Source organism: Streptomyces sp. DSM 40868, assembly GCF_011820545.1.
Classification (GTDB): Bacteria; Actinomycetota; Actinomycetes; order Streptomycetales; family Streptomycetaceae; genus Streptomyces; species Streptomyces eurythermus.
In genome coordinates this window covers 8,119,384-8,143,906 of the sequence record NZ_CP050504.1, presented here as the reverse complement: position 1 = coordinate 8,143,906, position 24,523 = coordinate 8,119,384, and the positions used below count along the sequence as shown (strand labels likewise).

20 protein-coding genes are annotated in these 24,523 nt (G+C 72.6%); 10 read left to right on the top strand and 10 right to left on the bottom strand.

Annotated elements, in window-relative coordinates:
* Nucleotides 1-84: 84 nt before the first annotated feature.
* A complete protein-coding gene (locus HB370_RS36560) occupies nt 85-1,131 on the bottom strand; it encodes a cytochrome P450 (protein WP_030788465.1) in 1,047 nt (348 codons plus the stop codon).
* Nucleotides 1,132-1,836: 705 nt separating this feature from the next.
* Here HB370_RS36560 and HB370_RS36555 point away from each other — a divergent pair.
* Complete coding sequence (locus HB370_RS36555; protein ID WP_157855631.1) at nt 1,837-2,088, top strand: hypothetical protein; 252 nt, start codon at nt 1,837-1,839, stop codon at nt 2,086-2,088.
* A 93-nt stretch (nt 2,089-2,181) separates the two neighbouring features.
* Here HB370_RS36555 and HB370_RS36550 read toward each other — a convergent pair whose 3' ends face one another.
* Genes HB370_RS36550 through HB370_RS36540 form a run of 3 tightly spaced genes read right to left on the bottom strand, consistent with a single transcriptional unit; the run spans nt 2,182 to nt 5,303 of the window.
* Complete coding sequence (locus HB370_RS36550) at nt 2,182-2,574, bottom strand: RidA family protein (RefSeq protein ID WP_030788459.1); 393 nt, start codon at nt 2,572-2,574, stop codon at nt 2,182-2,184.
* Between the two features lie 45 nt (nt 2,575-2,619).
* On the bottom strand, nt 2,620-4,194 hold the full coding sequence (locus HB370_RS36545; protein ID WP_030788453.1) for an alpha/beta fold hydrolase: 1,575 nt from the start codon (nt 4,192-4,194) through the stop codon (nt 2,620-2,622).
* The gene (locus HB370_RS36540) at nt 4,191-5,303 is read right to left on the bottom strand and encodes a serine hydrolase domain-containing protein (protein WP_030788450.1); all 1,113 of its coding nucleotides are present in this window, start codon (nt 5,301-5,303) and stop codon (nt 4,191-4,193) included. The genes HB370_RS36545 and HB370_RS36540 overlap by 4 nt, the downstream gene beginning before the upstream one ends.
* Before the next feature lie 386 nt (nt 5,304-5,689).
* Between HB370_RS36540 and uppS the strand changes: the two genes are divergently transcribed.
* Entirely contained in the window at nt 5,690-6,469 is a 780-nt protein-coding gene (gene uppS / locus HB370_RS36535; protein WP_280117779.1) for a polyprenyl diphosphate synthase, read from the top strand.
* Nucleotides 6,466-7,923, top strand: coding sequence for an oxygenase MpaB family protein (locus HB370_RS36530; protein WP_030788443.1), 1,458 nt, complete (start codon nt 6,466-6,468; stop codon nt 7,921-7,923). Before uppS ends, HB370_RS36530 begins: the two co-directional genes overlap by 4 nt.
* Nucleotides 7,924-7,964: 41 nt before the next feature.
* Here HB370_RS36530 and HB370_RS36525 read toward each other — a convergent pair whose 3' ends face one another.
* Nucleotides 7,965-8,837, bottom strand: a complete 873-nt coding sequence (locus HB370_RS36525) for an SGNH/GDSL hydrolase family protein (RefSeq protein WP_030788440.1) — start codon at nt 8,835-8,837, stop codon at nt 7,965-7,967.
* 289 nt (nt 8,838-9,126) lie between these two features.
* Between HB370_RS36525 and HB370_RS36520 the strand changes: the two genes are divergently transcribed.
* Nucleotides 9,127-9,282, top strand: coding sequence for a DUF6131 family protein (locus tag HB370_RS36520; protein WP_167345761.1), 156 nt, complete (start codon nt 9,127-9,129; stop codon nt 9,280-9,282).
* 70 nt (nt 9,283-9,352) lie between these two features.
* Here HB370_RS36520 and HB370_RS36515 read toward each other — a convergent pair whose 3' ends face one another.
* Nucleotides 9,353-12,124: a M4 family metallopeptidase gene (locus HB370_RS36515; RefSeq protein WP_078637686.1), complete on the bottom strand. Its 2,772-nt coding sequence runs from the start codon at nt 12,122-12,124 to the stop codon at nt 9,353-9,355.
* A gap of 350 nt (nt 12,125-12,474) precedes the next feature.
* On the opposite strand from HB370_RS36515, the gene HB370_RS36510 reads away from it, so the two are divergent.
* The 5 genes from HB370_RS36510 to HB370_RS36490 all read left to right on the top strand — a co-directional run bounded on the left by HB370_RS36510 (nt 12,475) and on the right by HB370_RS36490 (nt 17,607).
* Entirely contained in the window at nt 12,475-13,248 is a 774-nt protein-coding gene (locus HB370_RS36510; RefSeq protein ID WP_030788436.1) for a polysaccharide deacetylase family protein, read from the top strand.
* A 171-nt stretch (nt 13,249-13,419) separates the two neighbouring features.
* On the top strand, nt 13,420-14,718 hold the full coding sequence (locus HB370_RS36505) for an extracellular solute-binding protein (RefSeq protein ID WP_030788433.1): 1,299 nt from the start codon (nt 13,420-13,422) through the stop codon (nt 14,716-14,718).
* On the top strand, nt 14,715-15,692 hold the full coding sequence (locus tag HB370_RS36500; RefSeq protein WP_030788430.1) for a sugar ABC transporter permease: 978 nt from the start codon (nt 14,715-14,717) through the stop codon (nt 15,690-15,692). Before HB370_RS36505 ends, HB370_RS36500 begins: the two co-directional genes overlap by 4 nt.
* Nucleotides 15,689-16,534 (top strand): carbohydrate ABC transporter permease, encoded by an 846-nt coding sequence (locus HB370_RS36495; protein ID WP_030788428.1) that lies wholly within the window; start codon nt 15,689-15,691, stop codon nt 16,532-16,534. Before HB370_RS36500 ends, HB370_RS36495 begins: the two co-directional genes overlap by 4 nt.
* Before the next feature lie 65 nt (nt 16,535-16,599).
* Nucleotides 16,600-17,607 carry a phosphotransferase gene (locus HB370_RS36490; protein ID WP_030788426.1) on the top strand — a complete coding sequence of 336 codons (1,008 nt, stop codon included), beginning with the start codon at nt 16,600-16,602 and terminating at the stop codon, nt 17,605-17,607.
* 11 nt (nt 17,608-17,618) lie between these two features.
* On the opposite strand, the gene HB370_RS36485 is transcribed toward HB370_RS36490, so the two are convergent.
* Both HB370_RS36485 and HB370_RS36480 read right to left on the bottom strand, forming a co-directional pair.
* A complete protein-coding gene (locus tag HB370_RS36485; protein WP_030788424.1) occupies nt 17,619-18,509 on the bottom strand; it encodes an SDR family oxidoreductase in 891 nt (296 codons plus the stop codon).
* Between the two features lie 80 nt (nt 18,510-18,589).
* Nucleotides 18,590-18,772, bottom strand: coding sequence for a hypothetical protein (locus HB370_RS36480; protein WP_030788420.1), 183 nt, complete (start codon nt 18,770-18,772; stop codon nt 18,590-18,592).
* 224 nt (nt 18,773-18,996) lie between these two features.
* Between HB370_RS36480 and HB370_RS36475 the strand changes: the two genes are divergently transcribed.
* Complete coding sequence (locus HB370_RS36475) at nt 18,997-20,193, top strand: ABC transporter substrate-binding protein (RefSeq protein WP_030788418.1); 1,197 nt, start codon at nt 18,997-18,999, stop codon at nt 20,191-20,193.
* A gap of 106 nt (nt 20,194-20,299) precedes the next feature.
* On the opposite strand, the gene HB370_RS36470 is transcribed toward HB370_RS36475, so the two are convergent.
* A complete protein-coding gene (locus tag HB370_RS36470; RefSeq protein ID WP_030788415.1) occupies nt 20,300-22,135 on the bottom strand; it encodes a transglycosylase family protein in 1,836 nt (611 codons plus the stop codon).
* Nucleotides 22,136-22,279: 144 nt separating this feature from the next.
* Nucleotides 22,280-24,313 (bottom strand): FG-GAP-like repeat-containing protein, encoded by a 2,034-nt coding sequence (locus tag HB370_RS36465; protein ID WP_037702583.1) that lies wholly within the window; start codon nt 24,311-24,313, stop codon nt 22,280-22,282.
* Nucleotides 24,314-24,523: the final 210 nt, after the last annotated feature.

The following is a 24,523-nucleotide window of genomic DNA, read 5'->3' as shown; positions in this document are numbered from 1 at the left end:
CGGTTCGTACGCTTGCTGTGTCAGGTTACCTGACATAGCGGCCGTGGCCAACGGCCCGGGGCTCGGATTCCGGTGCGACGGCCCTCAGCGCGGCCGGGTCAGCCGTACCTCCTCCACGCCCAGCAGCCCGAGCAGCGGGAGCCGGCCGACCCGCTGGCCGGGGTCGACCACCAGTCCGGAGCCACGGACCAGGTCCAGCAGCAGCTCGGCCAGGGGCATGACCATGTGGCGGCCCCAGCAGCGCTCCGAGACATGACCGAAGGGCAGGTAGCCGGGGGTGGTGTCGGGGTCGAGGCGGTCCCAGCGCTCGGGGCGGAAGGCGTCCGGGTCGTCCCAGAGGGCGGGGTCGCGGTGGGCGAGCAGGGGCAGCAGCAGGACGTCGTCCCGCTCGCCTATCCGGGCGTCGATGGCCGGGTATTCGGGGGAGGCGTTGCGCAGGATGTTCCACGACGGCGGCAGCAGCCGCAGGGACTCCAGGATGATGTTCCGGTTGGACGTGCCGTCTTCGAAGGGGGCGCCGAGCCAGAGGGCGTTGGCGACGAGGGTGGAGACGGTGAAGCACACGGGGGCCGCGGCCCTGCGGTACATCCCCATGGCGTAGCGCCGTTCCTGGTAGCCGCAGGCCCGCGCCGCGCGGTTCTCGAGGCCGGTGAGCCGGGTGCCCGGCCGGGGCCAGCCGGGCAGGGCGGCACCGACGGTGATCACCGACCAGGTGAGTTTCGGAGTGAGTTCGAGGCTGCGGCTCATCAGCATGCGCAGCCGGCGCGGGTCCTGGCCGAGGATGAGGTCGCGCAGGAAGTTGTGCCCGGTCAGCGGCCAGGGGCCGGTGAGGTCCACGTTCCCGGGCAGGGGCCTGGCCAGGGCCTCGCGCACGTCGTTGCCGATGGTGCGGGTGACGGTGGACGCCTCGGAGCGGCTGATGGACCGGCCGTGCAGCGGCTTGAAGGTGGGCCGCTCGGTCTCGGTGGCCCGGCGCGCGGCCAGGATCCGGTCGGCGATCTCGTGCCCCGCGACCCCGACGGTGTCCGGTTCGAGGCGGAAGACGTCCCGGCCCAGGTGGTCGTCGATGAGGGCGGCGAGCCGCGGGGCGAACACCGTGGTGCGCGACCGCGCGGCGGATGACGGCGGCATGGCTCCTCCGATACGGGACGGGGGCGGGGGAGGCGGGGAGGCGGCGGACGTCGCCGCCCGGCCGGACCGCGCGGCGGCCGGCCGGGCAGCGACGTCATCGCGTGCGCGCGGAGCGGGATCAGTACCAGAGGTACCAGGCGTTGGCCTTACGGCTCTTGGCGGCGGCGACCCGGTTGCGGATGGCGAAAAGAAGCTTCATCACTGCACCTCCCCTCGGGGACGGACGAGTGACACGCGGCGACTCCGGGCGGGCCGGTGAAGATCACGTGTCGGCGACCCCCGGAGCCTTCCCGAGATCGTTCACGGGATAATCACCAGGTCGGTCCAAATCCCGGCCAGGAGCCTGCTTTCGGACTTTCGCCGCTCACCGGCGCTCCGCCTCGCCCCGCCGTGCCGACGCCCGGCCACCGCGCCCCGCGCACTGGTGGGCGAGCGTCCGTGCGCGCCCGGATGCCGGACGGCCGGTCGCCGGGAGCGGACACCGGGCGTGGCCCGGACCGGGCGGCCCGGCCGTCCGGAGGTTGGCCGGATATCTACGCATGGGACGGCGCCACGCGGCAGCACGACCGGACGACGGTGCGGCGGTGGTCCGGGGTTGGCGCGGGCCGCCATGCCATAAGGTCGCCCGCATGCCAGGCAGTCAAGGGGAAGCGGGCTTCTGGTGGGCCGAGTCGCGCGATCCGGACGGGGGGCGCGCTGGTGGTGGTGTCGGCGGGGCTCCGGCAGCTCTTCCGCCGGGGCGAGAACCGGGTGCGGGCGAGTTCCGTGCTGATGGCGATCCAGGGCGGGATCGTCGGCTGGAACTCCGGTTCGGCGCCGTACGACGGCGTGAACCCCTCGGCCCTGCCGGCGTCGAGGACCGAGGAACTGGCGGGGTCGGAGGCCGGTGAGTGGGCGGCTGCCCGGCGGTTCGCGTCCCAGACCCCGGTGCCCGGCCCGCCGGTGACCGGTGGGTGAGCAGGCATCGGGGCCCGGGAGCCGCCGGAGGGTGAGCCCGCTCCCCTCGTCGGACGGGGCTTCGACGGTCCGGCCCGGTCGCTGCCTCCGTGCTCAACTCGCCTGCGGGAGACGGGCGTCGACCTCGATCTCTATCCTCATACGGGGGTCTGCGAGGCCGCACTCCAGCATGGTGGCGGCCGGCCGGACGTCCCCGAAGCAACGGCGCAGCACCGGCCAGCAGGGCTCGAAGTCGGCGCGGTCCGGGAGCATGTAGCGCACCCGGACCACGTCGGCGAAGCCGCACCCCGCCTCGGCCAGCGCGGCGCCGATGTTGCGCAGACACTGCTCGGCCTGCTCCACGACATCGTCGGAGATCGTCATGGTGGTGTAGTCGAACCCGGTGGTCCCGGAGACATGGACCCGGTCCCCGTCGACCACGGCGCGGGCGTAACCGATCCGCTCCTCGAAGGTGGATCCGCTGAGAATCGCTCGTCGTTGCGTCATGCGTCGAACGCTAGATGATCACCCCGGCCGTGCCCCACCGCCGTTTCACGGGGTGGGCCGGGGGCAGTCGACGTCCGTCGCCGGCAGCCGGCCGGTGGCGAGGTAGGCGTTGACCGCGGCGTCGGCGCACGTGCTGCCGTAGACGCCGTAGACCGCGTGCTGGTCGGCGTCGCGCAGCGTGACCAGGCGGGAACTGGGCCAGTCACGGCGCACCGCCCGGGCGCCGGGGTAGGTGGTGCGGGGGTCTCCGGTGGCGTTGACGAGCAGGGCGGGCAGGTCGGCGCGGATGGCGGTGGGGTGCTCGCGCGGCGGGTCCCAGAACGCGCAGGCGTTGATGTTGCGGGTGACCGGCGCGAACAGCCGGTCCCCGGCGCGGCGCAGGTCGCGCCAGTACGTCTCCGGGTCGCGGGGCCCGGGCACGTCCCCGCACAGGATGGACGCCTGCGCGCTGCCGTAGGCGGACCCGTGCCCGGTCAGCGCGAACTCCAGCGTGGAGGCCAGCCACGGGGACGGGGTGACGGGCCGGCCCTCGGCGGCGCGCCGCAGGTCCCGCACGCCCGCGGCGAAGTCGCCGTAGGCCGTGGGGTTGTCCTGCGAGAGGCCGTTGAAGACGATGACGGGCAGGTCGTGGTCGTCCACCCGATAGCCGCCCACGCGCAGGGGCGTGCGGGCGGCGGCCGACCGGGTCGCTTCCACGGTCGCCAGCACGGCGGCGCGGGTGCGGCCCAGTCCGTAGGCCGCGTGGTGGGCGGCGGCCCAGTCGGCCCAGCCGCGCAGGGCGTGCCGGTTGGCGTCCTCGGTGTCGCGCAGCAGCCGGGGGCCGTAGCGGGCGGGGTCGATCACGCCGTCCAGGACGACCCGGTCGGTGCGCCCCGGGAACATCGTGGCGTAGACCTGGCCGAGGTAACTGCCGTAGGAGTAGCCCAGGTAGGAGATCCGCCGCTCGCCCAGCGCGGCCCGGATCACGTCCATGTCGCGCGCGGTGTTCCGGGTGCTGGAGTACGGCAGCAGGTCACCGGCGTGGGTGCGGCAGCTGCGGGCCAGGCCGGCGGCGAAACGGACTTCGCGCTCGAAGCCGGCGCGGTCGGTACCGGCACCGCGGATCATGCTGCCGGTGGACCAGCGACAGTCCAGCGGGGTGCTGCGGCCGACGAAGCGGGGATCGACGCCCACCACGTCGTAGCGGGCGGCGACCTCACGCATCGCGCGGCGCACGAAGGGCGGGTCGCCGAGGGTCGGGCCGCCGGGGCCGCCGCTGTTGAGCAGCAGGGCGCCGACGCGGTGCGCGGTGTCGGTACCCCGGATGCGGGAGATGGCCACGGTGAGGGTGCGGCCGTCGGGACGGTCGTAGTCCAACGGGACGGTGACGTCGGCGCATTGGGCGCCGGCCTGTTCGAGTTCCCTGCCGGTGGCGTCGTCGGGGCCGAGCAGGCAGCTCTTCCACTGCAGGTGCTGGTGGTGGTAGCGGGCGAGGGGGTCGGCGGCGGGGCGGGCCGGGGCGGCGGAAGCGGGGGCGGTGCCCAGGGACAGCGCGCCCGCGAGGGCCAGGGCGACGGCGGATACGGCCCGCGCGGCCAGGTGGCGTGGGCGCTGACGGCCCGGGGAGGTGGTGCCGGTCATGCCGGGGTCCTTTCGGTGGGCGTTTTCTCGCAGAGGGCCTTGTCGACGATGTCGAGGAAGTCCCGTTCGGCCTGGAGCGTGGCGGGCACCTCGTTCAGGGCGACGGCGACGGTGCGGCCGTCGGGGCCGGCGGCGACCAGGGCCCGGTGGCCGCCGGGCACGGTGCCGGCGTGGCCCCACCAGGTGGAGCCGCAGGACAGCGGTGAGGAGATCAGGCCGAGCCCGTAGCGGGCGCCGGGCCACAGCCGGTCGGGGTCGGCGGCCACCGTCCGCCGCATCTCGGCGAGTTGCGGCGCGGGCAGCAGCCGGCCGGTGAAGAGCGCGGTGGCGAACCGGGTCAGATCGGCCGGGGTGGAGACCAGGGCGCCGCCGACACCGCCGAAGGTCGTGTTCCAGGCGGTGCCGTCCACGCGGCGGCCGTCGGCCGCGGTGAAGTAGCTGTGCGAGTGCGGGCCTTGGACGCGGACGTCGTCGCCGGGCCAGTAGGTGTCGCGCAGGCCCAGCGGCGCGATGATCCGACGGGTGATCTCCGTCTCCGGGCTGTGCCCGGTGACCTCGCGGATGATCAGCCCGGCGACGAGGTAGTTGGTGGTCGCGTAGTGCCAGGGCCGGTCCGGGGGCGGCAGCCGCAGGGCGCGGGCGATCAGCTCGCGCGGCTCGAAGTGGCGGTAGCGCACCCGCTCGGGGTGCTGCCACTCGGGTGCCTCGAGGTAGTCGGGCAGCCCGCTGGTGTGCCGCAGCAGCTGTCGTACGGTGATCCGGCGGCCGTCGTGGCCGCCCGTGCGGATCAGGCCGGGCAGATAGCGCTCGACGGGCGCGTCCAGGGAAAGCCGCCCTTCGGCGGCGAGTCGCATCACGACGGTCGCGGTGAAGGTCTTGGTGACGCTGCCGGCGCGGAGCCGGTCGGCGGTGTTCATGGGGCGGCCGGTGCGCAGGTCGGCCGTGCCGCCGGTCACCGTCCAGCGGGCGCAGGGCGCGGCCGGGCGGGGATCGGTGACCAGGACGGCGGCGCCGGCGATCCGGTCGTGCGTCACCAAGTGGCGCACGGACCGGCTCACCTCGGGATGCGGGCCGCACGCGCGGGGCGCGTCCCGGGCCGGGTGCGCCATGGCGGCGGGGGCCGCGGTCAGCGAACAGGTCACGGCCAAGGCCACCAGGCCGGTACGCCGGCGAACCACGCGGCGCGGTAAGGAAATCACCATGTGACAGCACGCTAGGCAACGCCCGCCGCGTGCTCACTCCGGCAGGCAGCCGGATCGGTCCTGGGGCCGCCCCCAGCACGGACCGGAGGACAACCCCCCGTTCCCGCCCGGGTTGCCGGGCGGACCGGCGTGTACGAGCCGGGCCCTCGCACGTCAGTACCAAGGGTGAACCGTGGTCGTTGCCCCGCCGTTCGGGTGCGGGCGGCTGACAGTCTGCTGGAGACGATCCGGCCCACGACCCGACGGGGCCGAGAGCAGCGGCGCGGATCCGCTCGTGGCCGTTGGGGGCAGGCATGACGCTGGAGGAAGTCGTGGAGGGTTCCGCCTCCGGACCGGCCCGGGAGGAGGGCCGCCGGGGCGTGCCGCGGCACGTGGCCTGCGTGATGGACGGCAACGGCCGGTGGGCGGCACGGCGGTCGCTGCCGCGTACGTCGGGTCACCGCGCGGCCGAGACGACGGTGATCGACGTCATCGAGGCGGCCCGGTCGGCCGGCGTGGAATGGCTGAGCCTGTACGCGTTCTCCACGGAGAACTGGCAACGGCCCGGCACCGAGATCGACTTCCTGATGCGACTGGTCCGCCGCGTGGTGCGCAAGCACGCCCCGTTGCTGCACGCGCGCGGGATCCGCTGCCGGTTCCTCGGTGTGACGGACCCGCGCATCCCGCCGCCGCTGGCCCGGGACTTCGCCGATCTGACCACCCTGACCGCCGGGAACCGGGGCATGACGCTGACCGTGGCGTTCGATCACGGCGGGCGCCGGGACATCGTGGCGGCGGCACGGTCGCTGATCCGCAGCGGGGTGCCGGCCGAGGCCGTGGACGAGCGGTGCTTCGCCGCTCATCTGCCCTTCCCCGACACCCCTGATGTGGACCTCGTCATCCGGACCTCCGGGGAGCAGCGCATCTCCAACTTCATGCTCTGGCAGGTCGCGTACGCGGAGCTGATCTTCTCCCCGGTCCTGTGGCCCGACTTCCGCGCACCGCACTTCCTGGAGTGTCTGCACACCTATCAGCGGCGCGAGCGCCGTTTCGGCGGCGTACGGCCGAACGAGAACGGAGAACGACGACCGTGACCGAGACGGGCGCCGACGAGCCCCAGCACACCACCGGCGCCGACCAGCTCTTCGGCCTGGGCAGCCGGTTCCGCGGCTTCTTCAACGACCCGCGATGGGCCCTGGCCATCATCCGGGCGACCGTACTGGAGGCGGCGCACCCGCAGATCGGTGCGGCCCTCGCCGACAACTCGACGTTCGTGACCCACCCGTGGCGGCGGCTGCGCAACACCGTCACGAGCCTCCAGCGCATGTCCGGCGCCGACGAGGAGGCGCGGCACAAGGAGGCGGCGCGGCTCAACCGGATGCACGCCCGGATCAGCGGCACCGACGCCCGGGACCGGCCCTACGACGCGATGGACCCGGCGGTGCGCGCCTGGGTGGTGGCCACCCTCTTCGAGAGCAGCGTCGCGATGTGCCGGTTCGGCGGGCAGCCGCTGGAACAGGACGCCATCGAGGAGCTGTACGGAGAATTCCGGGGCTATCTGGCCGCGTTGGACGGTGATGCCCGGCACCTCCCGCCCACGGTCCACGAGTTCTGGCCGTACTACGAGCGGGTGGTGGCGGAGGAGCTGGAGCACACGGAGGCGATGCGCATCATCCTCTACCGGCTCTTCGACCATCTGCCCGCGCCGCCGCTGCTGCACGGTCTGCCCACGCTGTGGGCGGCCGGCCGGGCGCTCGTCGGACCGGTCATCGGCGCGATCACGGTGGCGTCCCTGCCGGAGCCGTTCCGCCAGCGGGCGGGTCTGCCCGAACTGCCCGGCGCCCGGACGCTGATGCAGAGCGCCTATCTGGGCGCCGGTCTCGCCCGGTTCCTCCCGGAGGGCTGGCTGCGCACCGAGACGGTGCTGGACCTGCTCGCCCTCTCCCCCGACAGCGACGATCCCCGGGCCCGGAGCCTGCGCGCGCTGCGGGACCGGATGCGGCGGGCCGGGGCCCTGGTCCGGCTGATCACACCGCTGCCGCCGGAGCCGGAGCACGGCGACACCGGTCTTCGGCGTGGCGCGGAGGAGTTCTTCGCCACGGTGCTGGACCAGACCGGGGACGGCTATGTGGACTGGCCGGACCTCGCCGCGATGGCCCGGGAACTCGCCGGCCGCCTGGACCTGGACGAGCCCGCGGAGACCCGGCTGTACGACGCCTTCGCCGACTGGTGGCGGGAACTGCAGGCGGCTCTGGACACCGACGGCGACGGCCGCGTCAGCTGTCAGGAGTACACCGAGGCCGTGCCGTCGCTCGCCGGTCCCGCCCTGATCCGGGTCGCCGAGGTCCTCTTCGACGTCACCGACGCCAACGGCGACCAGCGCATCGACGCGGCCGAGTACCGGGCGCTGTTCCGCCGGGGCTTCCACCGCGACCTGCCCGGCACCGACGACGCCTATGCGCGCGGCGCGTTCGTCCGGGACTTCCTGTCCTTCATGTCGGGCCGGGCCCGCTCGACCCCGTACGACCCGCTGCTCGCGGACGCCTGACCCCCACGGCCCCGGACGGGGGGCCGCCGGGCGGCGCCGGGTCAGCCGAGGCCGAGGACGCTCAGGGTGCGCTCGGCCATGCGCCGCTCGCCCAGGGCGTTGGGGTGGACGGGGACGACGCTCCGTCCGAACAACAGCGGCTCGATCCACCGGGTGCCGGCCGGCCGGCAGGCGTCGTGCCCGGCGGACGCCTCGGCGAAGTCCACGTACACGGCCCCGGTCTCCTCGGCGGCGCGCCGCACCACGGCGTTGAGGTGGGCCTGGAGGGAGTGCAGGTAGGGCACGTCACCCGCGGCGAGGGGCAGCTTGACGAAGCAGGACGGGTCGGCCTTGGCGGGCGTGATCCACGGGTAGCCGAGCACGGCCACCCGGGCGTGCGGCGCCTTGGCCCGGACGGCGCCGAGCGCGGCCTTCAGCGCCGGGTAGGTGCCGGCGTCGATCTGGTCGTCGAAGGTCGTGCCGTACTTGTCCTTGCACGGGCTGCCCTGGCCGCCGCTGAGGATGCCGGCGGCGCCGCAGGCGGTCACGGCGTTGATGAAGGTGCCGTTGTCGTTGCCGCCGATGGTGAGCGTCACCAGGTCGGTGTCGGCGGTGACCGCGTCGGTCTGCGGGGCGACGCCGGGGTACTGGGACTCGGTGAAGTGCTTGGTCTGGGCGGCGCCGCAGGTGACGTCCGTCAGCCGGGCGCCGGTGCGGTCGGCGATGACGTGGGGGTAGTTGGCGGTGGACCGCAGACAGAGCGGGCTGCCGAGGTCGATGGGCAGCACACCGGACGCGGCGCTGTAGCTGTCGCCGAGGGCGGCGTAGTCCAGGGACGTGGCGGCCTGCGCGGGGGCCGCGCCGAGGCCGAGGGCCAGGGTGCCGAGGGCCGCGGACGCCGCGGTGAGGACACGGCGCAGGGTTGACATGGGCATGACACTCTCCCTTCCGGAGAGGGCCGGGACGCACGGGCACGCCGGTGCCACGGGCGCGCCGGGAGGGATTACCGGGGAGTACTACCGATAGGTAATGTGAGGCTCAAGCAACAAGAAATCAACATTGCGAACCGAACTTTTGAAACACGGACGTTCTCCGTCCGCTTACCTGCGTCACCGGCCGATGCCGATCATCCGTTACGCGAAGTTTTTACCGCGCGGGGTGCGATTTCCGTCGCGTTCGGGGCACCCGGCGAGCAGGAGCACCACTACCCGCTGGAGGCACGCCATGATCGCCCTCGGCATCATCCTGCTCATCATCGGCTTCATCACGGGCATCTCGATCCTGTGGACTATCGGCATCATCCTGCTGGTGGTGGGAGCCATCCTGTGGATCATGGGGTCCATGGGCCACGCGGTCGCCGGCCGTCGTCATTTCTGGTAGCCGCGGTCCTACGCGGTCCCCTCATACCGGTGCCCCCGCTCCTCGAGCGGGGGCACCGGTATGAGGGCGGTCAGGCGCACGTGCCGCTGGGGCGGGCCCGGGTCACCACGTCGGTGGTACCGGTGGTCGCGTCCAGCCAGACCACCCGGGTGCCGTCGGCCGCCGCGGCGGACAGCTGCTCGCCCCGGTTGCACGAGACCCGGGCGCGGCGGGTGCCGTCGCCCTTGTGGTCCGGGGTGAACTGCCAGAGCTTGGACAGCGCCGCGTTGGAGACCTCGGCCGCGGGCGTGCGGGCGACCATCGTCACCGCGTCCGCGCCGGCCGTCACCTCGGAGACGTTCAGGGCGTCCGGTCCGGTCTCCGGGCTGAGGTCGGTGACGTCCGAGCCGTCGAGTGCGGCGCGGCGCAGGGTGGTGGTGCCGTTCTGGCCGACGGCGTCGAGCAGCCAGTAGACGTGGTCGGCGGTGATGGCCGTCGGGCCGAGCGTGGCGTCCGCCTCGGCCTTCTGGAGCACGGTCTGCTCGCCGGTGGCCACGTCGATCAGGCGGGTGGTGGACTCGTACACGGCGCGGACGCGCTGCCGGTCCTGGTAGACGATCCTGCCGTGGGCGACGGCCGGGAAGGTCGCCCGGTGGTAGGTGCCGCCGCCGATGGTGACGACGTTCGCCGGGTCCTTCAGGCTCAGGTAGGCCACGCCGGCCCGGCCGCCGTGGTTGTAGTAGGCGAAGGTGACGGTGTCGCCGTCGACGCCGAGGGCCGAGCCGGCGCCGCGGCCGTGCCACAGGGTGCGCACCGGGCCGCCCGCGAGGGGCCGGGCGAGGATGTCCACGCCGGCGGGTCCGTGGGCCTGCCAGACCACCGTCGTGCCGTCGGTGGCCGGATTGACGTGGTAGCGGCCGTCGTTGGGACTCATCAGCTTCAGCTGCCCCTTGCCGTCGGTACGGCCCGCCCACACCGAGTACGGCTCCGAGCCGGACTCGTCCGACCGGGCGGCGGCCCACCAGCCGCCGCCCGCGCCGAGGTGGGAGTCGTAGGTGGTGACGCGGGGCAGCAGCACGTCGGAGTCGATGCCGAGGGCCTCCTCCCAGTGCGGGACGATGCCGTGCGCGGTGAACGCCTTCCGGACGGCCGTGAGGGCGCGCCCGCCGGCCCCCAGCTGCTTGGCGGCGGCGAGGACCGCGTCCCGGCCCTGGGTGAAGCCGTCGAGCGGGGTGAGGTACTCGGTGAGCGCCTTGTAGACGACCGCGTCGGCGAGTTCGGGGCCGATCTCCTCGCGGATGTCCCAGAGCGCGCCGGAGAAGACGGTGGAGTTCAGGTGCACGCCGCCGTTGTCGGTGCCGAAGCCGACGCCGAGGAACGAACCGGTCGTCGTGCGCCCGTCGTTGAGGTCGCGGAAGGCGCAGCCGCGCGGGTCCTTGGTGCGGCACAGGGTCTCGCCCACGAGCCCGGAGTCGGGGTCGTCCATGGGCAGCCGGCGGGCGTCGGCCTCGATGGCGTTGCCGAAGTAGTCGGCGATGGCCTCGTTCATGGCGCCGGACTGGCCCGCGTACACCAGGTCGGCGGAGGACGAGACGACCGCGTGGGTCATCTCGTGGCCGACCACGTCCAGGGCGGCGGACAGCGGCCGGTACTCCTCGTCGCCGGAGCCGTAGACCATCTTCTGGCCGTCCCAGAAGGCGTTGACGTAGGGCTGGCCGTAATCGGTGGCGCCCACCACGGAGTTGACGGCCATGCCGTGTCCGTCCAGGCTGTCCCGGCCGAACTTGGTGCGCAGGTAGTCGTAGACCCGGCCTGCGCCCCAGTGCGCGTCGACCGCGCCGGACCGGGTGGCCTCGGTGCCGAACTCCGGTGTGGCCGAGGCGACTTCCTTCAGGTCGTCGGGCCAGGCGCCGGACAGGTCGCTCGCCCAGTGGCCGCCCGCGTCCCAGGTGGCGAGCACGTGATCGGGGTCGCTCTGGATGCGGGTGCGGTCGCGCAGCACATAGGCGTCGCGGGTGTCGTCGTGGGTGACGGCGAGCGGGACGGTGGTGCCGTCCAGCCGGACGCCGCTGCCGGTGGTGCCGTCGGGCGCGGGTCCGTCGGCGAGGGCGGCGCGGGCCGCGGGCCCCGGGGCGGGAGCGGATGGGGCGAAGGTACGGATCCCGCTGTACTGGAGGACGGGATAGCCGGCCCGGGCGTCGATGTACACCTCGCGCAGCACCGGTCCGCCGCCGGCCGGGCCGGTGCCGCGTACGGTGATGTGCCGGGTCAGGACGCCGGTTCCGTTCGGTATGACGACCAGGCCGTGGGCGGTTCCGGTGAGCGCGGTGTCCGCGTCCTCGTCGTCCGGGCCCGCGGTGAAGTCCCGGGCGGCGAGGTCGCGTCGTACGGCGTCGACCGCCCGCTCCACCGCCAGGGTGTCGTCGATGCCGGCGGTCGTGCCGGTGCGCAGCCCGGTGAAGTACCGGCCGGAGGTGCCGGTGACGGTCCGGCGGCCGTCGTGCCGCTCCATGCGGACGAGGTACTGCCCGCCCAGCACCGGGACCCCGTGGTGGGTCTGCTGGAGGCGTACGGTCTCCCGGCCGCCGGAGGTGAGGGTGCCGGCGGGCCTGAGGTCGCGTTCGGGGTCGGCGATCCGGTAGCGGTCCTTGCGGGCGGCGAGGTGGGCGCGGGCGGCGTCCGCCGCCGTGCGGGCCAGCGGCGCCTGTTCCCGGATGCCGTCCACCAGTGCGGGCGGCGCCGGAACCGCCCCGGGCCCGGGCGTCGCGGAATCCCCCTCCGGAGTCGCCGCGGATGCCGTGGCCGCCGTGGGTGCCGCCGGCGCGGCGGCGGCCGCCGAGACGACGAGTGCGGCGGCGCCCACGAGCGCCGCCGCACCGGATATGCCGTTCAGCCTGGTTCTTGGTCCTGTCGCCGGTCGCCCGGCGCGTGTTCTGGAATGACGCACTGTCTCCCCAACCCCCACTGCGTACGTCCGTCACCGGCGGCGGACCGCCGCCGGGCACGGCCATTGGACGCGGTGGTACGCCCGCGCATCAACAGTCGTGACGCGACGACGGACGATTTCCGGCCCCGCCCGGCGGCGACTGTCGCCAAAGCGCCTCGGAATTGTCCGTGATCCGTAACAGGCGGATCCCGTGATCTTTCCCGCCCGTCCTGCCAGGTGCACGGAAATCGAACGCACGACGGATCACACCAAGGGGCGGGGCGGACATGGCACGGCATGGCGGACGGGGTTGGTACGGCCGGGTGATCGCGGCGGCGGTCGGGGTGACGGCGGTGGCCGCCGTCACGTCGGTGTGGTCGGCGCAGGCCGGGCAGAGCGGCGGCGGACCGGCCGCGGCGGGTGTCTCCGCCCGGCCCGCCACGCCGAAGGCCACGCCCGTGTCCCCGTCGATCGTCCACGCCTCCGACGGGGGCGCGCACGCGGTCAACATCACCATCGACGACGGCCCGGACCCGGTCTGGACCCCACAGGTGCTCGAACTGCTGCGGGACAACGGCGTGAAGGCGACGTTCTGCATGGTCGGCCCGCAGGCTCAGGCGCACCCCGATCTGGTCCGGCAGGTGGTGGCCGCCGGTCACCGGCTGTGCGACCACACGGTCTCGCACGACACCGGCATGGACCACGAGTCCGAGTCCTACCAGGCGCGGCAGATCACCGACGCGGAGCGGCAGATCACCCAGGCGTCGGGCGGGGTGCGGCCGATGTACTACCGGGCCCCGGGCGGCGCGTTCACCCCCTACAGCCGGAAGCTCGCGGCCTCGCACGGGATGCGGCCCCTGGGCTGGAACGTCGACTCCAAGGACTTCGAGCGGCCGGGCAGCGAGGCGATCATCGCCACGGTCAAGCGCGAGCTGGCCAACGGCCCGACGATCCTCTTCCACGACGCGGGCGGTGACCGCTCGCAGACGGTGGCCGCGCTGCGCACCCTGCTGCCGTGGCTGAAGGAGCAGGGGTACTCCTTCGGTTTCCCGGTGCGCTGACGCGCTTTCCGGGCGCTTTGTCCGCTTGGGCGTTGCACGGTGTGCGTCGGGTGGTCACAGAGTGGTGGAGACCTCTTGTGGGGGCGTGAACGCAGCCTTTAGCCTCCGAGGCGTTGTGCACAGCGAAACCATCATTGCGCATGCTGCAACGCCTCATCGGAGGAGCAGTCCATGAAGCTGTCCGTCCGCCTTGCCGGGTTCACCGCGCTCGCCGCCGTCCTGGCCACCGCCTGCGCGCCCCAGACCTCCGGCACCTCCTCCTCCGGCAAGGACGAGAAGACCGGTACCCTGCGCGTCTGGCTCTTCCAGGAGGTCGACAACCAGCCCAAGCAGCGCGTCGTCGACGCGGTCCTCGCCGACTTCGAGAAGGCGCACCGGGGCACCGAGGTCACCGTGGAGTACATCCCGGTGGAGACCCGGGCCCAGCGGGTCAAGGCCGCCTTCAACGGCCCCGAGTCCGCGCCGGACGTCATCGAGTACGGCAACACGGACACCGCCGGCTATGTGAAGGACGGCGGACTCGCCGACGTCACCCGGGACTTCGACGCCTGGAGCGAGGCCCGGGACACCGACCCCACCGCCCGGCGCTCGGTCACCGTGGACGGCAGGGTCTACGGGGCGCCGTACTTCGTCGGCATCCGGGCGCTGTACTACCGCACCGACGTCTTCCGCCGGCTCGGGCTGCGGGTGCCGCGGACGCAGGCCGAGCTGATCTCCACCGCGAAGCGCGTCCGCGCCGCGCGCCCCGATCTGTACGGCCTGGCCGTCGGGGGTGCCTACACCTACGGCGCGCTGCCGTTCCTCTGGGCCAACGGCGGCGACCTGGCCACCGAGAAGGGCGGCCGGTACGCCTCCGCCCTCGGCACTCCCGCCGCCCGCACGGGCATCGAGGCGTACACCTCCCTCTTCGGCGACGACAACTGCCCCGCCGCCAAGTGCGCGAGCTGGACCGGCAACGACACGGTGACCGCGTTCGCCGCGGGCAAGGCCGCCATGGCGATCGGCGGGAACTTCAGCCACGCCGCCGTGGACGCCGGGAAGGCCAGGGGCAAGTACGCGGTGGTCCCGCTGCCCGGGGCGAAGGCCGGCTCGATCGCGCCGGCCTTCGCGGGCGGCAACAACATCGGGGTGCTGAAGAGCACGTCGCACCGCACGCTCGCCGTGGACCTGATGAAGCGGCTCGCCTCGAAGCAGGCGCAGGGGCGGCTGTTCGACGCGATGGGCTTCCTGCCGACCTTCACGGACGTACGGGAACAGGCCGCCGCCAAGGAGCCGTTCGTCAAGCCGTTCGTCGACACCCTCGCCGCCGGCACCAGGTTCGTGCCGGTCACGCCCGCCTGGGCGCAGATCGACTCCTCGCTGGTGCTGCCGACCATGTTCCAGGAGATCGTCAGCGGCCGGAAGGACGTGGCGGACGCCTCGGCCGACGCGGCGAAGAAGATGGACGACGCGTTCGGGTCCGCCGGATGAGGCGGACGACGGTGGCACCCCCGGCGAAGCGGAGCGCCCCGGCGACCGCCGCCCGGCGGGCCCCCGCTACGACGCCCTCCCGCCGCCGGGGCCCGCGCCCGCGCGGCGGCTGGACCCCCTGGCTCTATCTCGCGCCGGCCCTCGCCGTCCTCGGCGCCCTGCTGGTCTACCCGGTCTACCAGCTCGGGCTGATCTCGTTCCTGGAGTACACCCAGGCCCAGGTCAGCGGCGGGGAACCGACCCGCTTCCGGGGCCTGGCCAACTACACCGACCTGTTCGCCGACGACCAGTTCGGTCAGGTGCTGCTGGCGACGGTCGGCTTCGCGGCGGCCTGTGTGCTCGGCACGCTGGCGGTGGGCTGCGCGCTCGCCGTCCTGCTCACCCGGGTCCGCGCGCTCCCCCGGCTCGCGCTGCTGCTGGCCGCGCTGGGCGCGTGGGCGACACCGACGATCACCGGCTCCACCGTCTGGCTGTTCCTCTTCGACCCCGACTTCGGCCCGGTGAACCGCCTCCTCGGGCTCGGCGACTTCTCCTGGACGTACGGCCGTTACAGCGCGTTCCTGCTGGTGCTGCTCGAAGTGGTGTGGTGTTCCTTCCCGTTCGTGATGATCACGGTCTACGCCGGGATCCGCGCCGTCCCCGGTGAGGTGCTGGAGGCCGCCGCGCTGGACGGCGCCTCGCAGTGGCGGATCTGGCGCTCGGTCCTCGCGCCGATGCTGCGGCCGATCCTCGGCATCGTCACCGTCCAGTCGGTGATCTGGGACTTCAAGGTGTTCACCCAGATCTACGTGATGACGGGCGGCGGCGGCATCGCCGGGCAGAACCTGGTGCTGAACGTGTACGCCTACCAGAAGGCGTTCGCGTCCTCGCAGTACAGCCTCGGTTCGGCGATCGGCGTCGTGATGCTGCTGCTCCTGCTGGCCGTCACGCTCGGCTATCTGCGGCTGCTGCGCCGCCAAGGGGAGGAACTGTGAGTCGCGTACGCCTTCCGGTACGGCGCCCCTGGCGGCTGGCCGCCGAGGCGACCGCGCTGCTGGTCGCCGCGGTCGTCGCCTTCCCGCTGTACTGGATGCTGCTCGGCGCCTTCCGGCCGGCCGGGGAGATCGAGTCCACCGAGCCACGGCCCTGGACGGCCTCCCCCACCCTGGACTCCTTCCGTCGCGTGTTCGAACAGCACGAGTTCGGCCGGTACTTCGTCAACAGCCTCCTCGTCGCGGGGAGCGTCGTCGTCGCCTCCGCGCTGATCGCGTTCCTCGCCGCGACCGCCGTCACGCGCTTCCGGTTCCGCTTCCGGACCACCCTGCTGATCATGTTCCTGGTGGCCCAGATGGTCCCGGTGGAGGCGCTCACCATCCCGTTGTTCTTCCTGATGCGGGACTTCGGCCTGCTGAACACGCTGGGTTCGCTGATCCTGCCGCACATCGCCTTCTCGCTGCCGTTCGCGGTCTGGATGCTGCGGGGGTTCGTACGGGCCGTTCCGGAGTCCCTGGAGGAGGCCGCGTACCTCGACGGCGCGAGCCGCGCGCGGTTCCTGTGGCGGATCCTGCTCCCCCTGGTCCTGCCGGGCCTGGTGGCCACGAGCGTGTTCTCCTTCATCTCCGCCTGGAACGACTTCCTGTTCGCCAAGTCCTTCATCATCAGCGACACGTCGCAGTCGACGCTGCCGATGGCCCTGCTGGTCTTCTACAAGCCCGACGAACCGGACTGGGGCGGTGTCATGGCGGCGTCCACGGTGATGACGGTCCCGGTGCTGGTCTTCTTCGTGCTGGTCCAGCGGCGCCTGGTCTCGGGCCTGGGCGGAGCGGTGAAGGACTGACGCGCCGCGCCCCACCCCGGGAAAATCGCTGGCCACGCCCTCGTGGGCGCTGCTGGGATGGGGCGATGCAAGACGAACACACAGCGATGGTGGACCGGGGAGCGTACCCGGACGCCGTGACCCCGTGGGAGACGGAGTCCTGGCGGACGGCGGTGCTGGACTGGGTGGGCGGGCACCTCACCGAGCGGGGACTCGGCGTGGACGGCCCGCTGCGGGTGCGGCTGCGGCCCTGGTCGGTGCTTGTCCGGGTGCCCGTCGCCGGGGAGGGCGCCGTCTGGTTCAAGGCGACTCCGCCGGGTGCCGCGTTCGAGGGTCCGCTGACCGCCGCGCTGGCCCGCTGGGTGCCGGAACACGTGCTCAGCCCGCTGGCCGTCGACGCGGGGCGCGGCTGGGTGCTGCTCCCCGACGGCGGGCAGCTGTTCCGGGCGGTGCTCGACCGGGAGCCGGTGGAGCCGCGCGAGTGGGAGTCGCTGCTGGGCCAGTACGCCGGGATGCAGCGCGACCTGGTGGCGCGCGCCGCCGAGATGGAGCGGCTCGGGGTGCCCTCCGCGCGGACCGCCGACCTGCCCGTGGTGTTCGACCGGTTGCTCGACGCGAACACCGCGCTCGGCCCGGACGAGCGCGTCCGGCTGAAGGCGCTGCGGCCCCGGCTCGTCGACTGGTGTGCCGAACTGGCCGCCGCCGGCATCCCGGACACGCTGGACCACGCCGATCTGCACGACGGCCAGCTGCTGCGGCCGGCACCCGGCCGGTTCACCTTCTTCGACTGGGGCGACGCCGCCGTCACCCACCCGTTCTGCAGCCTGCGCGTCCCCGCCGAGCGGGCCCGCGACCGCTACGGGCCCGAGGTGCTGCCCCGGCTGCTCGACGCCTATCTGGAGCCGTGGACCGGCGATGGCCGCACGACGGCCGGGCTACGGCGTGCGGCGGGACTGGCCTGGCGGCTGAGCGCGCTCGGCCGGGCCGCCTCCTGGGGCCGGATGTTCCCCTCCGCCCCCGGCACCGCGCCGGGGGCGGAGGAGAGCGCCGAGTGGCTGCGGGAGCTCCTGGCCGAACCGCCCTTCCCGGGCTGAACGGCCGCCGGTCAGGGCAGCGGGGTGCCGCCGGTCGCGTTGAGGATCTCGCCGGTGATGTAGCTCGCCTGGGGCGAGGCGAGATAGACGTAGGCCGGCGCCAGTTCGGCCGGCTGGGCCGGGCGGCCGAGCGGGCTCTGCTTGCCGAACTCCGCGGTGTCGGGCATGGTCGCGGGGATCAGCGGGGTCCACACCGGGCCCGGCGCGACGGCGTTGACCCGGATGCCGCGCTCGGCGACCATCTGGGCCAGCCCGTGGGTGAACGTGACGATGGCGCCCTTGGTCATCGCGTAGTCCAGCAGGTGCGGGCTGGGCTGGTAGGCCTGTACGGACGTGGTGTTGAGGACGCAGCCGCCGGCCGGGATGTGCGGCAGGGCGAACTTGGTCAGCCAGAACATGCCGTACAGGTTCGTCCGCAGCACCCGGTCGAACTGCTCGGTGCTGATGGCCTCGATGCCGTCCGGCTGGGACATCTGGTAGGCGGCGTTGTTGACGAGGACGTCGATGCGGCCGAACTCGTCGACCGCCCGCGCGATCAGGGCGCGGCAGTTGTCCTCCTCCCTGATGTCGCAGGACACGGCGACGGCCTTGCGGCCCGCGTCCTCGACCAGGCGGGCGGTCTCGCGCGCCTCGTCCTCCTCCTCGGCGAGGTGGGTGAACAGCACGTCGGCACCCTCGCGGGCGAAGGCGAGCGCCACCGCCCGTCCGATGCCGGAGTCCCCTCCCGTGATCACGGTCCGCAGCCCGTCGAGCCGGCCGGCGCCGCGGTAGGACTCCTCGCCGTGGTCGGGCGGCGGGTCCATGGGGCCGGTCCAGCCCGGGTGGGGCTGGTCCTGGGAGGGGAAGTCGGGGCGGGCGTGCTGGGTGACCGGATCGGGCCGGTCACCGTGCGGGTCCGTCACGGTGGCCTCCTGTGTCTCTCGAGGACGGGACAGGCGGCCGGGTTCCCTCCTTGCGGCGGGTGAAAAGCGTTCCGTGCCGGTCAGACGGTCGGCGCGTCCGGACCGGCGGCCCGCATCGCGTCCCGGCGGGCGAGGTTGTACAGGCGCAGCAGATGCTTGGCCACGGCGCAGGGCGCGGCGTCGGCACGGCACTGGCGGCACGTGTTCATGTGCTGTTCGTAGGTGAAGCGCGCGTTTTCCAACGCGTCATTGACAGATGACATGGACTTCTCCGGGCAGGGTGCCGTCCGGGGACGGCACCTAGTTGACTGACTGGTACACCCGGAACAAGGTGATCATGTTACTGCCGGTACTGGGAAACTCGTACAGCGCGTGCCCTTCTCACCTGGGATTTTTCACCCCGGCGGGCCGAAGCCGATGTTCCGCTTCGTCGTTGTCCCCGGTGATCCCGTACCGCACGGCAGGCAACCCCGCGAAGGACAGCACCATGGCCCCACCTCCCCTGTGTATCGGCGTCGTCGCTCCTCTGACGGGACGCCTGGCCCCGCTCGGAGCGCCGCTCTCCTACGTACTGCGCGCCCTGGCGCCGCGCCTCGCGCACGTCCGCAACGGCGGCCGGCGCCACGAGGTGACCGTCGCCGTCCGGGACAGCCGCTCGGAGCCCGGGGCCGCCCGGCAGGCGGTGCGGGACCTGGCGGACGAGGACGGCGCCCGGATCGTGCTGACCATGGCCGGGACCCGGGTGCTGCCCGCCGTCGCCGACGCCTGCGAGGAGACGGGGGTGCCGTGCGTGTCGACGACGTTCCCCTGGCAGGCGTACGTGCACGCGCGGGGCGCCGGTCCCGGCCACCGGTTCCGGTGGACGTACCACTTCTCCTGGGGCCTGGACGACATCGCCCGGGTCTTCGCCGGGATGTGGGAGCGGGTCACCCCCCGGGCCACCGTCGGCTGCCTGTGGAACGACGACCTCCAGGGGCGGCTGCTGCGGCACGAGCGGTACGGCTTCGAGGCGGTGCTGTCCGGGCGGGGCCACACGCTGACCGACCTCGGTGCCTACCACGAGCCGGCCGGCGACCTGCGGGCCCAGGCCGACCGCCTGCGCGAGCACGGCGCCGACCTGGTCACCAGCGCGTCCACCGCCACCGACCTGGCCCTCTTCCACCGTCAGGCCCGTGAGGCGGGACTGCAGCCCCGGCTGATCACCTGCTCACGCTGGCTGACCTATCCGCACACCCACACCACCCCCGCCCCCGACGTGCACGCCGAACTCGGTGACGCGCGGGTGGCCACGCTCGTCTACTGGAGCCCCGTCCACCCCTACCGCTCCAGCCTGGACGGCGGCACGTGCGCCGAACTGGCCCGTGCCTACGAGGAGGACACCGGCGCGTCCTGGCTCCAGCCGCTGGGGCTCGCGCACGCCCTGCTGGAGACCGCGCACCACGCCCTGGCCACGGCCGCCGACCCGGCCGACCGCGCCTCGGTCGCCGACGCCGTCGCCCGCACCCGGCTCGACACCATCGCGGGCCCGCTGGACTGGACGGCCGGTCCCACCCCGAACATCGCGCTGCTGCCCCTGGTGGGCGGCCAGTGGCACCCGGAACCGGCCGGCCCCCGCCTGGCCGTGGTGGACAACACGGGCCGGCCGGAGGTACCGCTGACCGGGGACCTGATCCCAGCCCGCTGAACGGGGACGGCGGACGGGGGCCCGCGGAACGGCCCCGCCCCACGCCGTGGCGTGGGACGGGGCCGGGTGGTACGGGTGAGCGGCGGGCCGGGGCCGGCGCCCGGGGTCAGGCCAGGTCGCTGGAGAACCAGTTCCAGCTGCCGAAGCCCGCGGCGCTGTCCCAGGACATCACCGGGGCATTGAAGCCGGTGCCGGTGCTGGAGAACTTCCACAGACCCGTGCGGTTGGTGCCGTCGTCCTGACGGCCGTACCCGTACAGCACCCCGACATCCGTCCTGCCGTCACCGTCGAAGTCGCCCGCGGTCACCTTGCTCACGTCGGCGTTCCAGCTGCCCGTCCCCGACTCCCACTTGCGGGAGGGGTTGGCGAAGTCCGCACCCGTGCTGGTGAACGTCCACAGCGCCGACTTGTTGCGGCCGTCGTCGGTCTGGCCGTTGTCGTACAGCACACCGACGTCCGCCTTGCCGTCACCGTTGAAGTCACCGGTGGTCACCTTCGAACGGTCCCAGTTCCACGAGCCGACGTTCGCCGAGACGTTGTCCCACTTCCTCGACGGGTTGGCGAAGTCGCCGCCCGTGCTGGAGAACGTCCACAGCGCGGTCTGGTAGGAACCGTCGGCGGCCCGGCCGTTGTTGTAGAGGACGGCGATGTCGTCCTTGGCGTCCCCGTTGTAGTCACCGGTGGTCACCTTCGAGCGGTCCCAGTTCCAGGAACCGGCGTTCGCCGAGACGTTGTCCCAGACCTTCACCGGCTGGTCGAAGCCGGTGCCGGTGGCGGCGAACCGCCACAGCGCGGTCCTGCTGGTGCCGTCGGCGGCCTGGCCGTTGTTGTAGAGGACCGCGATGTCGTCCTTGCCGTCGCCGCTGAAGTCACCGGCGACCACCTTGGAGCGGTCCCAGTTCCAGGAGTCGGCCGTCGTGGTGCTGTCCCACTTCTTCGACGGGTTGCCGAAGCCGCTGCCCGTGCTGGAGAACGCCCACAGCGCGGTCCCGTAACCGCCGGTCTGGGAGACGCCGTTGTTGTACAGGACGCCGATGTCGTCCTTGCCGTCACCGTTGAAGTCGCCGGCCACCACCTTGGAGCGGTCCCAGTTCCAGGACCCGAAGCTCGCCGAGACGTTGTCCCACTTCTTCACGGGCTGGCCGAAGCCCGAACCGGTGGAGGTGAACGTCCACAGGGCCGTGCGGTAGCCGCCGTCGGCGGTCTGGCCGTTGTTGTAGAGGACCGCGATGTCGTCCTTGCCGTCACCGTTGAAGTCACCGGTGGTGCGGGCGGTCGCGGCGCGGTTGGCGGTGAGGAAGGAGACCCCGTCCGAGACCGGACCCGTCTGTCCGGCGTCGTTGACGGCTCGTACGGTCACCGTGTGCGCGCCGTCGGTGAGCGTCGCCGTGTCGAGCGTGACGCTGTACGCGGGGCCCGGGCCGGTGTCCGTGCCGACGGCGTCGCCGTCGACGTAGAAGGTGGCCTGGGTCGGGGTGCCGACGGCGTCGGTCACGGACGCGGTGAGGGTGACCGTGCCGGTGAGCACCGAGCCGGCAGCGGGGCCGGTGACCTTCGAGGTGGGCGGTACCGGGTCGGGGTACGGGTCCGTGTGGTCGGAGCCCAGGTTCGCGGCCGGGCCGCAGACCGGCCAGGCGCCCTCGCCCTGTCTCGCGAGGACCTTCTCCCCGATGAGGATCTGCTCCTTCTTGGTGGCGAGGTCGGCGCGCCCGGCGTAGGCGAGGCCGCCGTAGGCCTCCCAGGTGGACTGGGAGAACTGCAGGCCGCCGTAGTAGCCGTTGCCGGTGTTGATGGACCAGTTGCCGCCCGATTCGCACGCGGCGACCTTGTCCCAGGTCGCGACGGAGGCCGCGGTGGCCGTTCCGGCGGTGAGCAGGGTGCCGGCGATACCGGCGGAGGCGGCGAGCGCGGTGGCGGCGAGCAGACGGGAGCGGCGGGACATGGCGGGGTCTCTCCTGGGGCGGGCGGGGCCGGTGAGGGCGGTGGTGGGGTAGGTGGCGGTGGTGCGAACGGGGGTGGGGCGGGACGCCCGGCCGGCCGGGGGTTCCGGCGGCGGCCGGGCGTCGGTCCTCACCTCTTCGCTGCGTCAGCCGAGCTTGCTGGCCTTCCAGTTCCAGCTGCCGAAGCCCGCGGCGCTGTCCCAGGACATGACCGGGGCGTTGAAGCCGGTGCCGGTGCTGGAGAACTTCCACAGACCCGTGCGGTTGGTGCCGTCGTCCTGACGGCCGTACCCGTACAGCACCCCGACATCGGTCCTGCCGTCACCGTCGAAGTCACCGGCGGTCAGCTTGCTGGTGTCGGCGTTCCAGCTGCCCGTGCCCGACTCCCACTTGCGGGAGGGGTTGGCGAAGTCGGTACCCGTGCTGGTGAACGTCCACAGCGCCGACTTGTTGCGGCTGTCCTCGGTCTGGCCGTTGTCGTACAGCACACCGACGTCCGCCTTGCCGTCACCGTTGAAGTCACCGGTGGTGACCTTCGAGCGGTCCCAGTTCCAGGAACCGAAGTTCGCCGAGACGTTGTCCCACTTCCTCGACGGGTTGGCGAAGCCAGTACCGGTGCTGGTGAACGTCCACAGCGCCGTCTTGTAACTCCCGTCGGACTGCTCACCGTTGTCGTACAGGACGCCGATGTCCGTCTTGCCGTCGCCGCCGAAGTCGCCGGCGACCATCTTGGAGCGGTCCCAGTTCCAGGAACCGAAGTTCGCCGAGACGTTGTCCCACTTCTTCGACGGGTTGGCGAAGTCGGTGCCGGTGCTGGTGAGGGTCCACAGCGCGGTCTTGTAACTGCCGTCGGACTGCTCGCCGTTGTTGTACAGAATGCCGACGTCGTCCTTGCCGTCACCGTTGAAGTCACCGGTGGTGACCTTCGACCGGTTCCAGTTCCAGGAGCCGGTGTTCGCCGAGACGTTGTCCCACTTCTTCGACGGGCCGGTGAATCCGGTGCCGGTGCTGGTGAGGGTCCACAGCGCCGTCTTGTAACTGCCGTCCGTCTGCTCGCCGTTGTTGTACAGAATGCCGACGTCGTCCTTGCCGTCACCGTTGAAGTCACCGGTGGTGACCTTGGAGCGGTCCCAGTTCCAGGAACCGGCGTTCGCGGAGACGTTGTCCCAGACCTTCACCGGCTGGTTGAAGCCCGATCCGTTGCTGAGGTAGGTCCACAGGCCGGTGTGGAACGTCCCGTCCGACTCCTGCCCGTAGTCGTACAGGACGGCGATGTCCCCCTTGCCGTCGCCGTTGAAGTCCGCGTGGAAGGTGGAGGTGGCCTCGCCGTTGGAGGTGATGATCTGGCTGCGGGAGGCTCCAGTATTGCCGTTGACGTCGGTGACCTCGGCGGACACGATGTGCTTGCCGTCGGGGAAGGCACTGGTGTCGAGGTCGTAGCCGTACGGAGCCTTGGTGATCTTGCCGCTGACCGCCTCGCCGTCGACGTAGTACTGCACGGAGGCGACGTCGTAGGTGCCGGCCGAGGTGGTCGCCGTCAGGTTCGCGACGCCGGAGACCGTGCCGGTGGCGCCGGAGAGGGAGACACGGGGCGGGGTGGCCTGCTGGAGCTTGGGCGAGATGTAGCCGCTGATCCGCTGGCCCCAGGGGGCGTCGCCGACCCGGTAGGACGTGGTCGAGTTGGTGGAGACCATGCCCTCGGGGTTCACCGAGTGGCCCTGGTTGCCGCCCGTGATGGTGACGACGCCGTCGCTGACGCCGGTCACGAGGGCGACGTGCTGGGCCCAGCCGTTGCTGTAGCCGTAGACGACGGCGTCGCCGACATGCGGGGTGCTGGAGAGGGTGCCGTACTTCTGGCCGTACTGGTAGAAGCTGGCCGCGGCGTCGGTGAGCACGCTCTGGCCCTGCACGTTGTAGTGGGACCAGACCCATCCCACGAAGTCCGCGCACCAGGCGTGGGACTGGCCGCCGTGCCCGTCGCAGCTGTTGTTCTGGTTGAGTCCGTTGTCGTAACCCCCGCCCGCGCAGGGGCCGTTGCCGTTCTGGCTCTTGGCGAGGGTCGCCATGTCCGTGAACTCGTTCGCCTGGGCGGGGAGGGTGGCGAGGCCCGTCAGCGCGGCGGCGACGACGAGGGAGGCGAGGCCGGTCCGGACGGTGCGGGGCAGGGCGGTTGTGGGCATGAGGGTACTCCTGACGAGGGGCATGGCGGTGCCCCGGGAAGGGATGGGGAAGAAGTCGGGTGCGCCGTATCAGCCGGCGGCGGGCGGGTGGCCCGGGGCGGCGATGGTGTGCCGGGCGCGGCCGGAGCGGACGCGTCCGCGCGAGGGCGGGTGCGTCGGCGTCGGGGCGTACGAAGAGGCGGAGGCCGGTGCCGTGCTCGGTGACGTCGG

Bases quoted from the DNA above. Each gene is read 5' to 3' on its own strand.
- HB370_RS36540 (WP_030788450.1), bottom strand. From the start codon at position 5,303: ATGGCGCACCCGGCCCGGGACGCGCCCCGCGCGTGCGGCCCGCATCCC.
- uppS (WP_280117779.1), top strand. From the start codon at position 5,690: ATGACGCTGGAGGAAGTCGTGGAGGGTTCCGCCTCCGGACCGGCCCGG.
- HB370_RS36550 (WP_030788459.1), bottom strand. From the start codon at position 2,574: ATGACGCAACGACGAGCGATTCTCAGCGGATCCACCTTCGAGGAGCGG.
- HB370_RS36560 (WP_030788465.1), bottom strand. From the start codon at position 1,131: ATGCCGCCGTCATCCGCCGCGCGGTCGCGCACCACGGTGTTCGCCCCG.
- HB370_RS36520 (WP_167345761.1), top strand. From the start codon at position 9,127: ATGATCGCCCTCGGCATCATCCTGCTCATCATCGGCTTCATCACGGGC.
- HB370_RS36500 (WP_030788430.1), top strand. From the start codon at position 14,715: ATGAGGCGGACGACGGTGGCACCCCCGGCGAAGCGGAGCGCCCCGGCG.
- HB370_RS36545 (WP_030788453.1), bottom strand. From the start codon at position 4,194: ATGACCGGCACCACCTCCCCGGGCCGTCAGCGCCCACGCCACCTGGCC.
- HB370_RS36480 (WP_030788420.1), bottom strand. From the start codon at position 18,772: ATGTCATCTGTCAATGACGCGTTGGAAAACGCGCGCTTCACCTACGAA.
- HB370_RS36525 (WP_030788440.1), bottom strand. From the start codon at position 8,837: ATGCCCATGTCAACCCTGCGCCGTGTCCTCACCGCGGCGTCCGCGGCC.
- HB370_RS36510 (WP_030788436.1), top strand. From the start codon at position 12,475: ATGGCACGGCATGGCGGACGGGGTTGGTACGGCCGGGTGATCGCGGCG.
- HB370_RS36490 (WP_030788426.1), top strand. From the start codon at position 16,600: ATGCAAGACGAACACACAGCGATGGTGGACCGGGGAGCGTACCCGGAC.
- HB370_RS36470 (WP_030788415.1), bottom strand. From the start codon at position 22,135: ATGTCCCGCCGCTCCCGTCTGCTCGCCGCCACCGCGCTCGCCGCCTCC.
- HB370_RS36475 (WP_030788418.1), top strand. From the start codon at position 18,997: ATGGCCCCACCTCCCCTGTGTATCGGCGTCGTCGCTCCTCTGACGGGA.
- HB370_RS36465 (WP_037702583.1), bottom strand. From the start codon at position 24,313: ATGCCCACAACCGCCCTGCCCCGCACCGTCCGGACCGGCCTCGCCTCC.
- HB370_RS36505 (WP_030788433.1), top strand. From the start codon at position 13,420: ATGAAGCTGTCCGTCCGCCTTGCCGGGTTCACCGCGCTCGCCGCCGTC.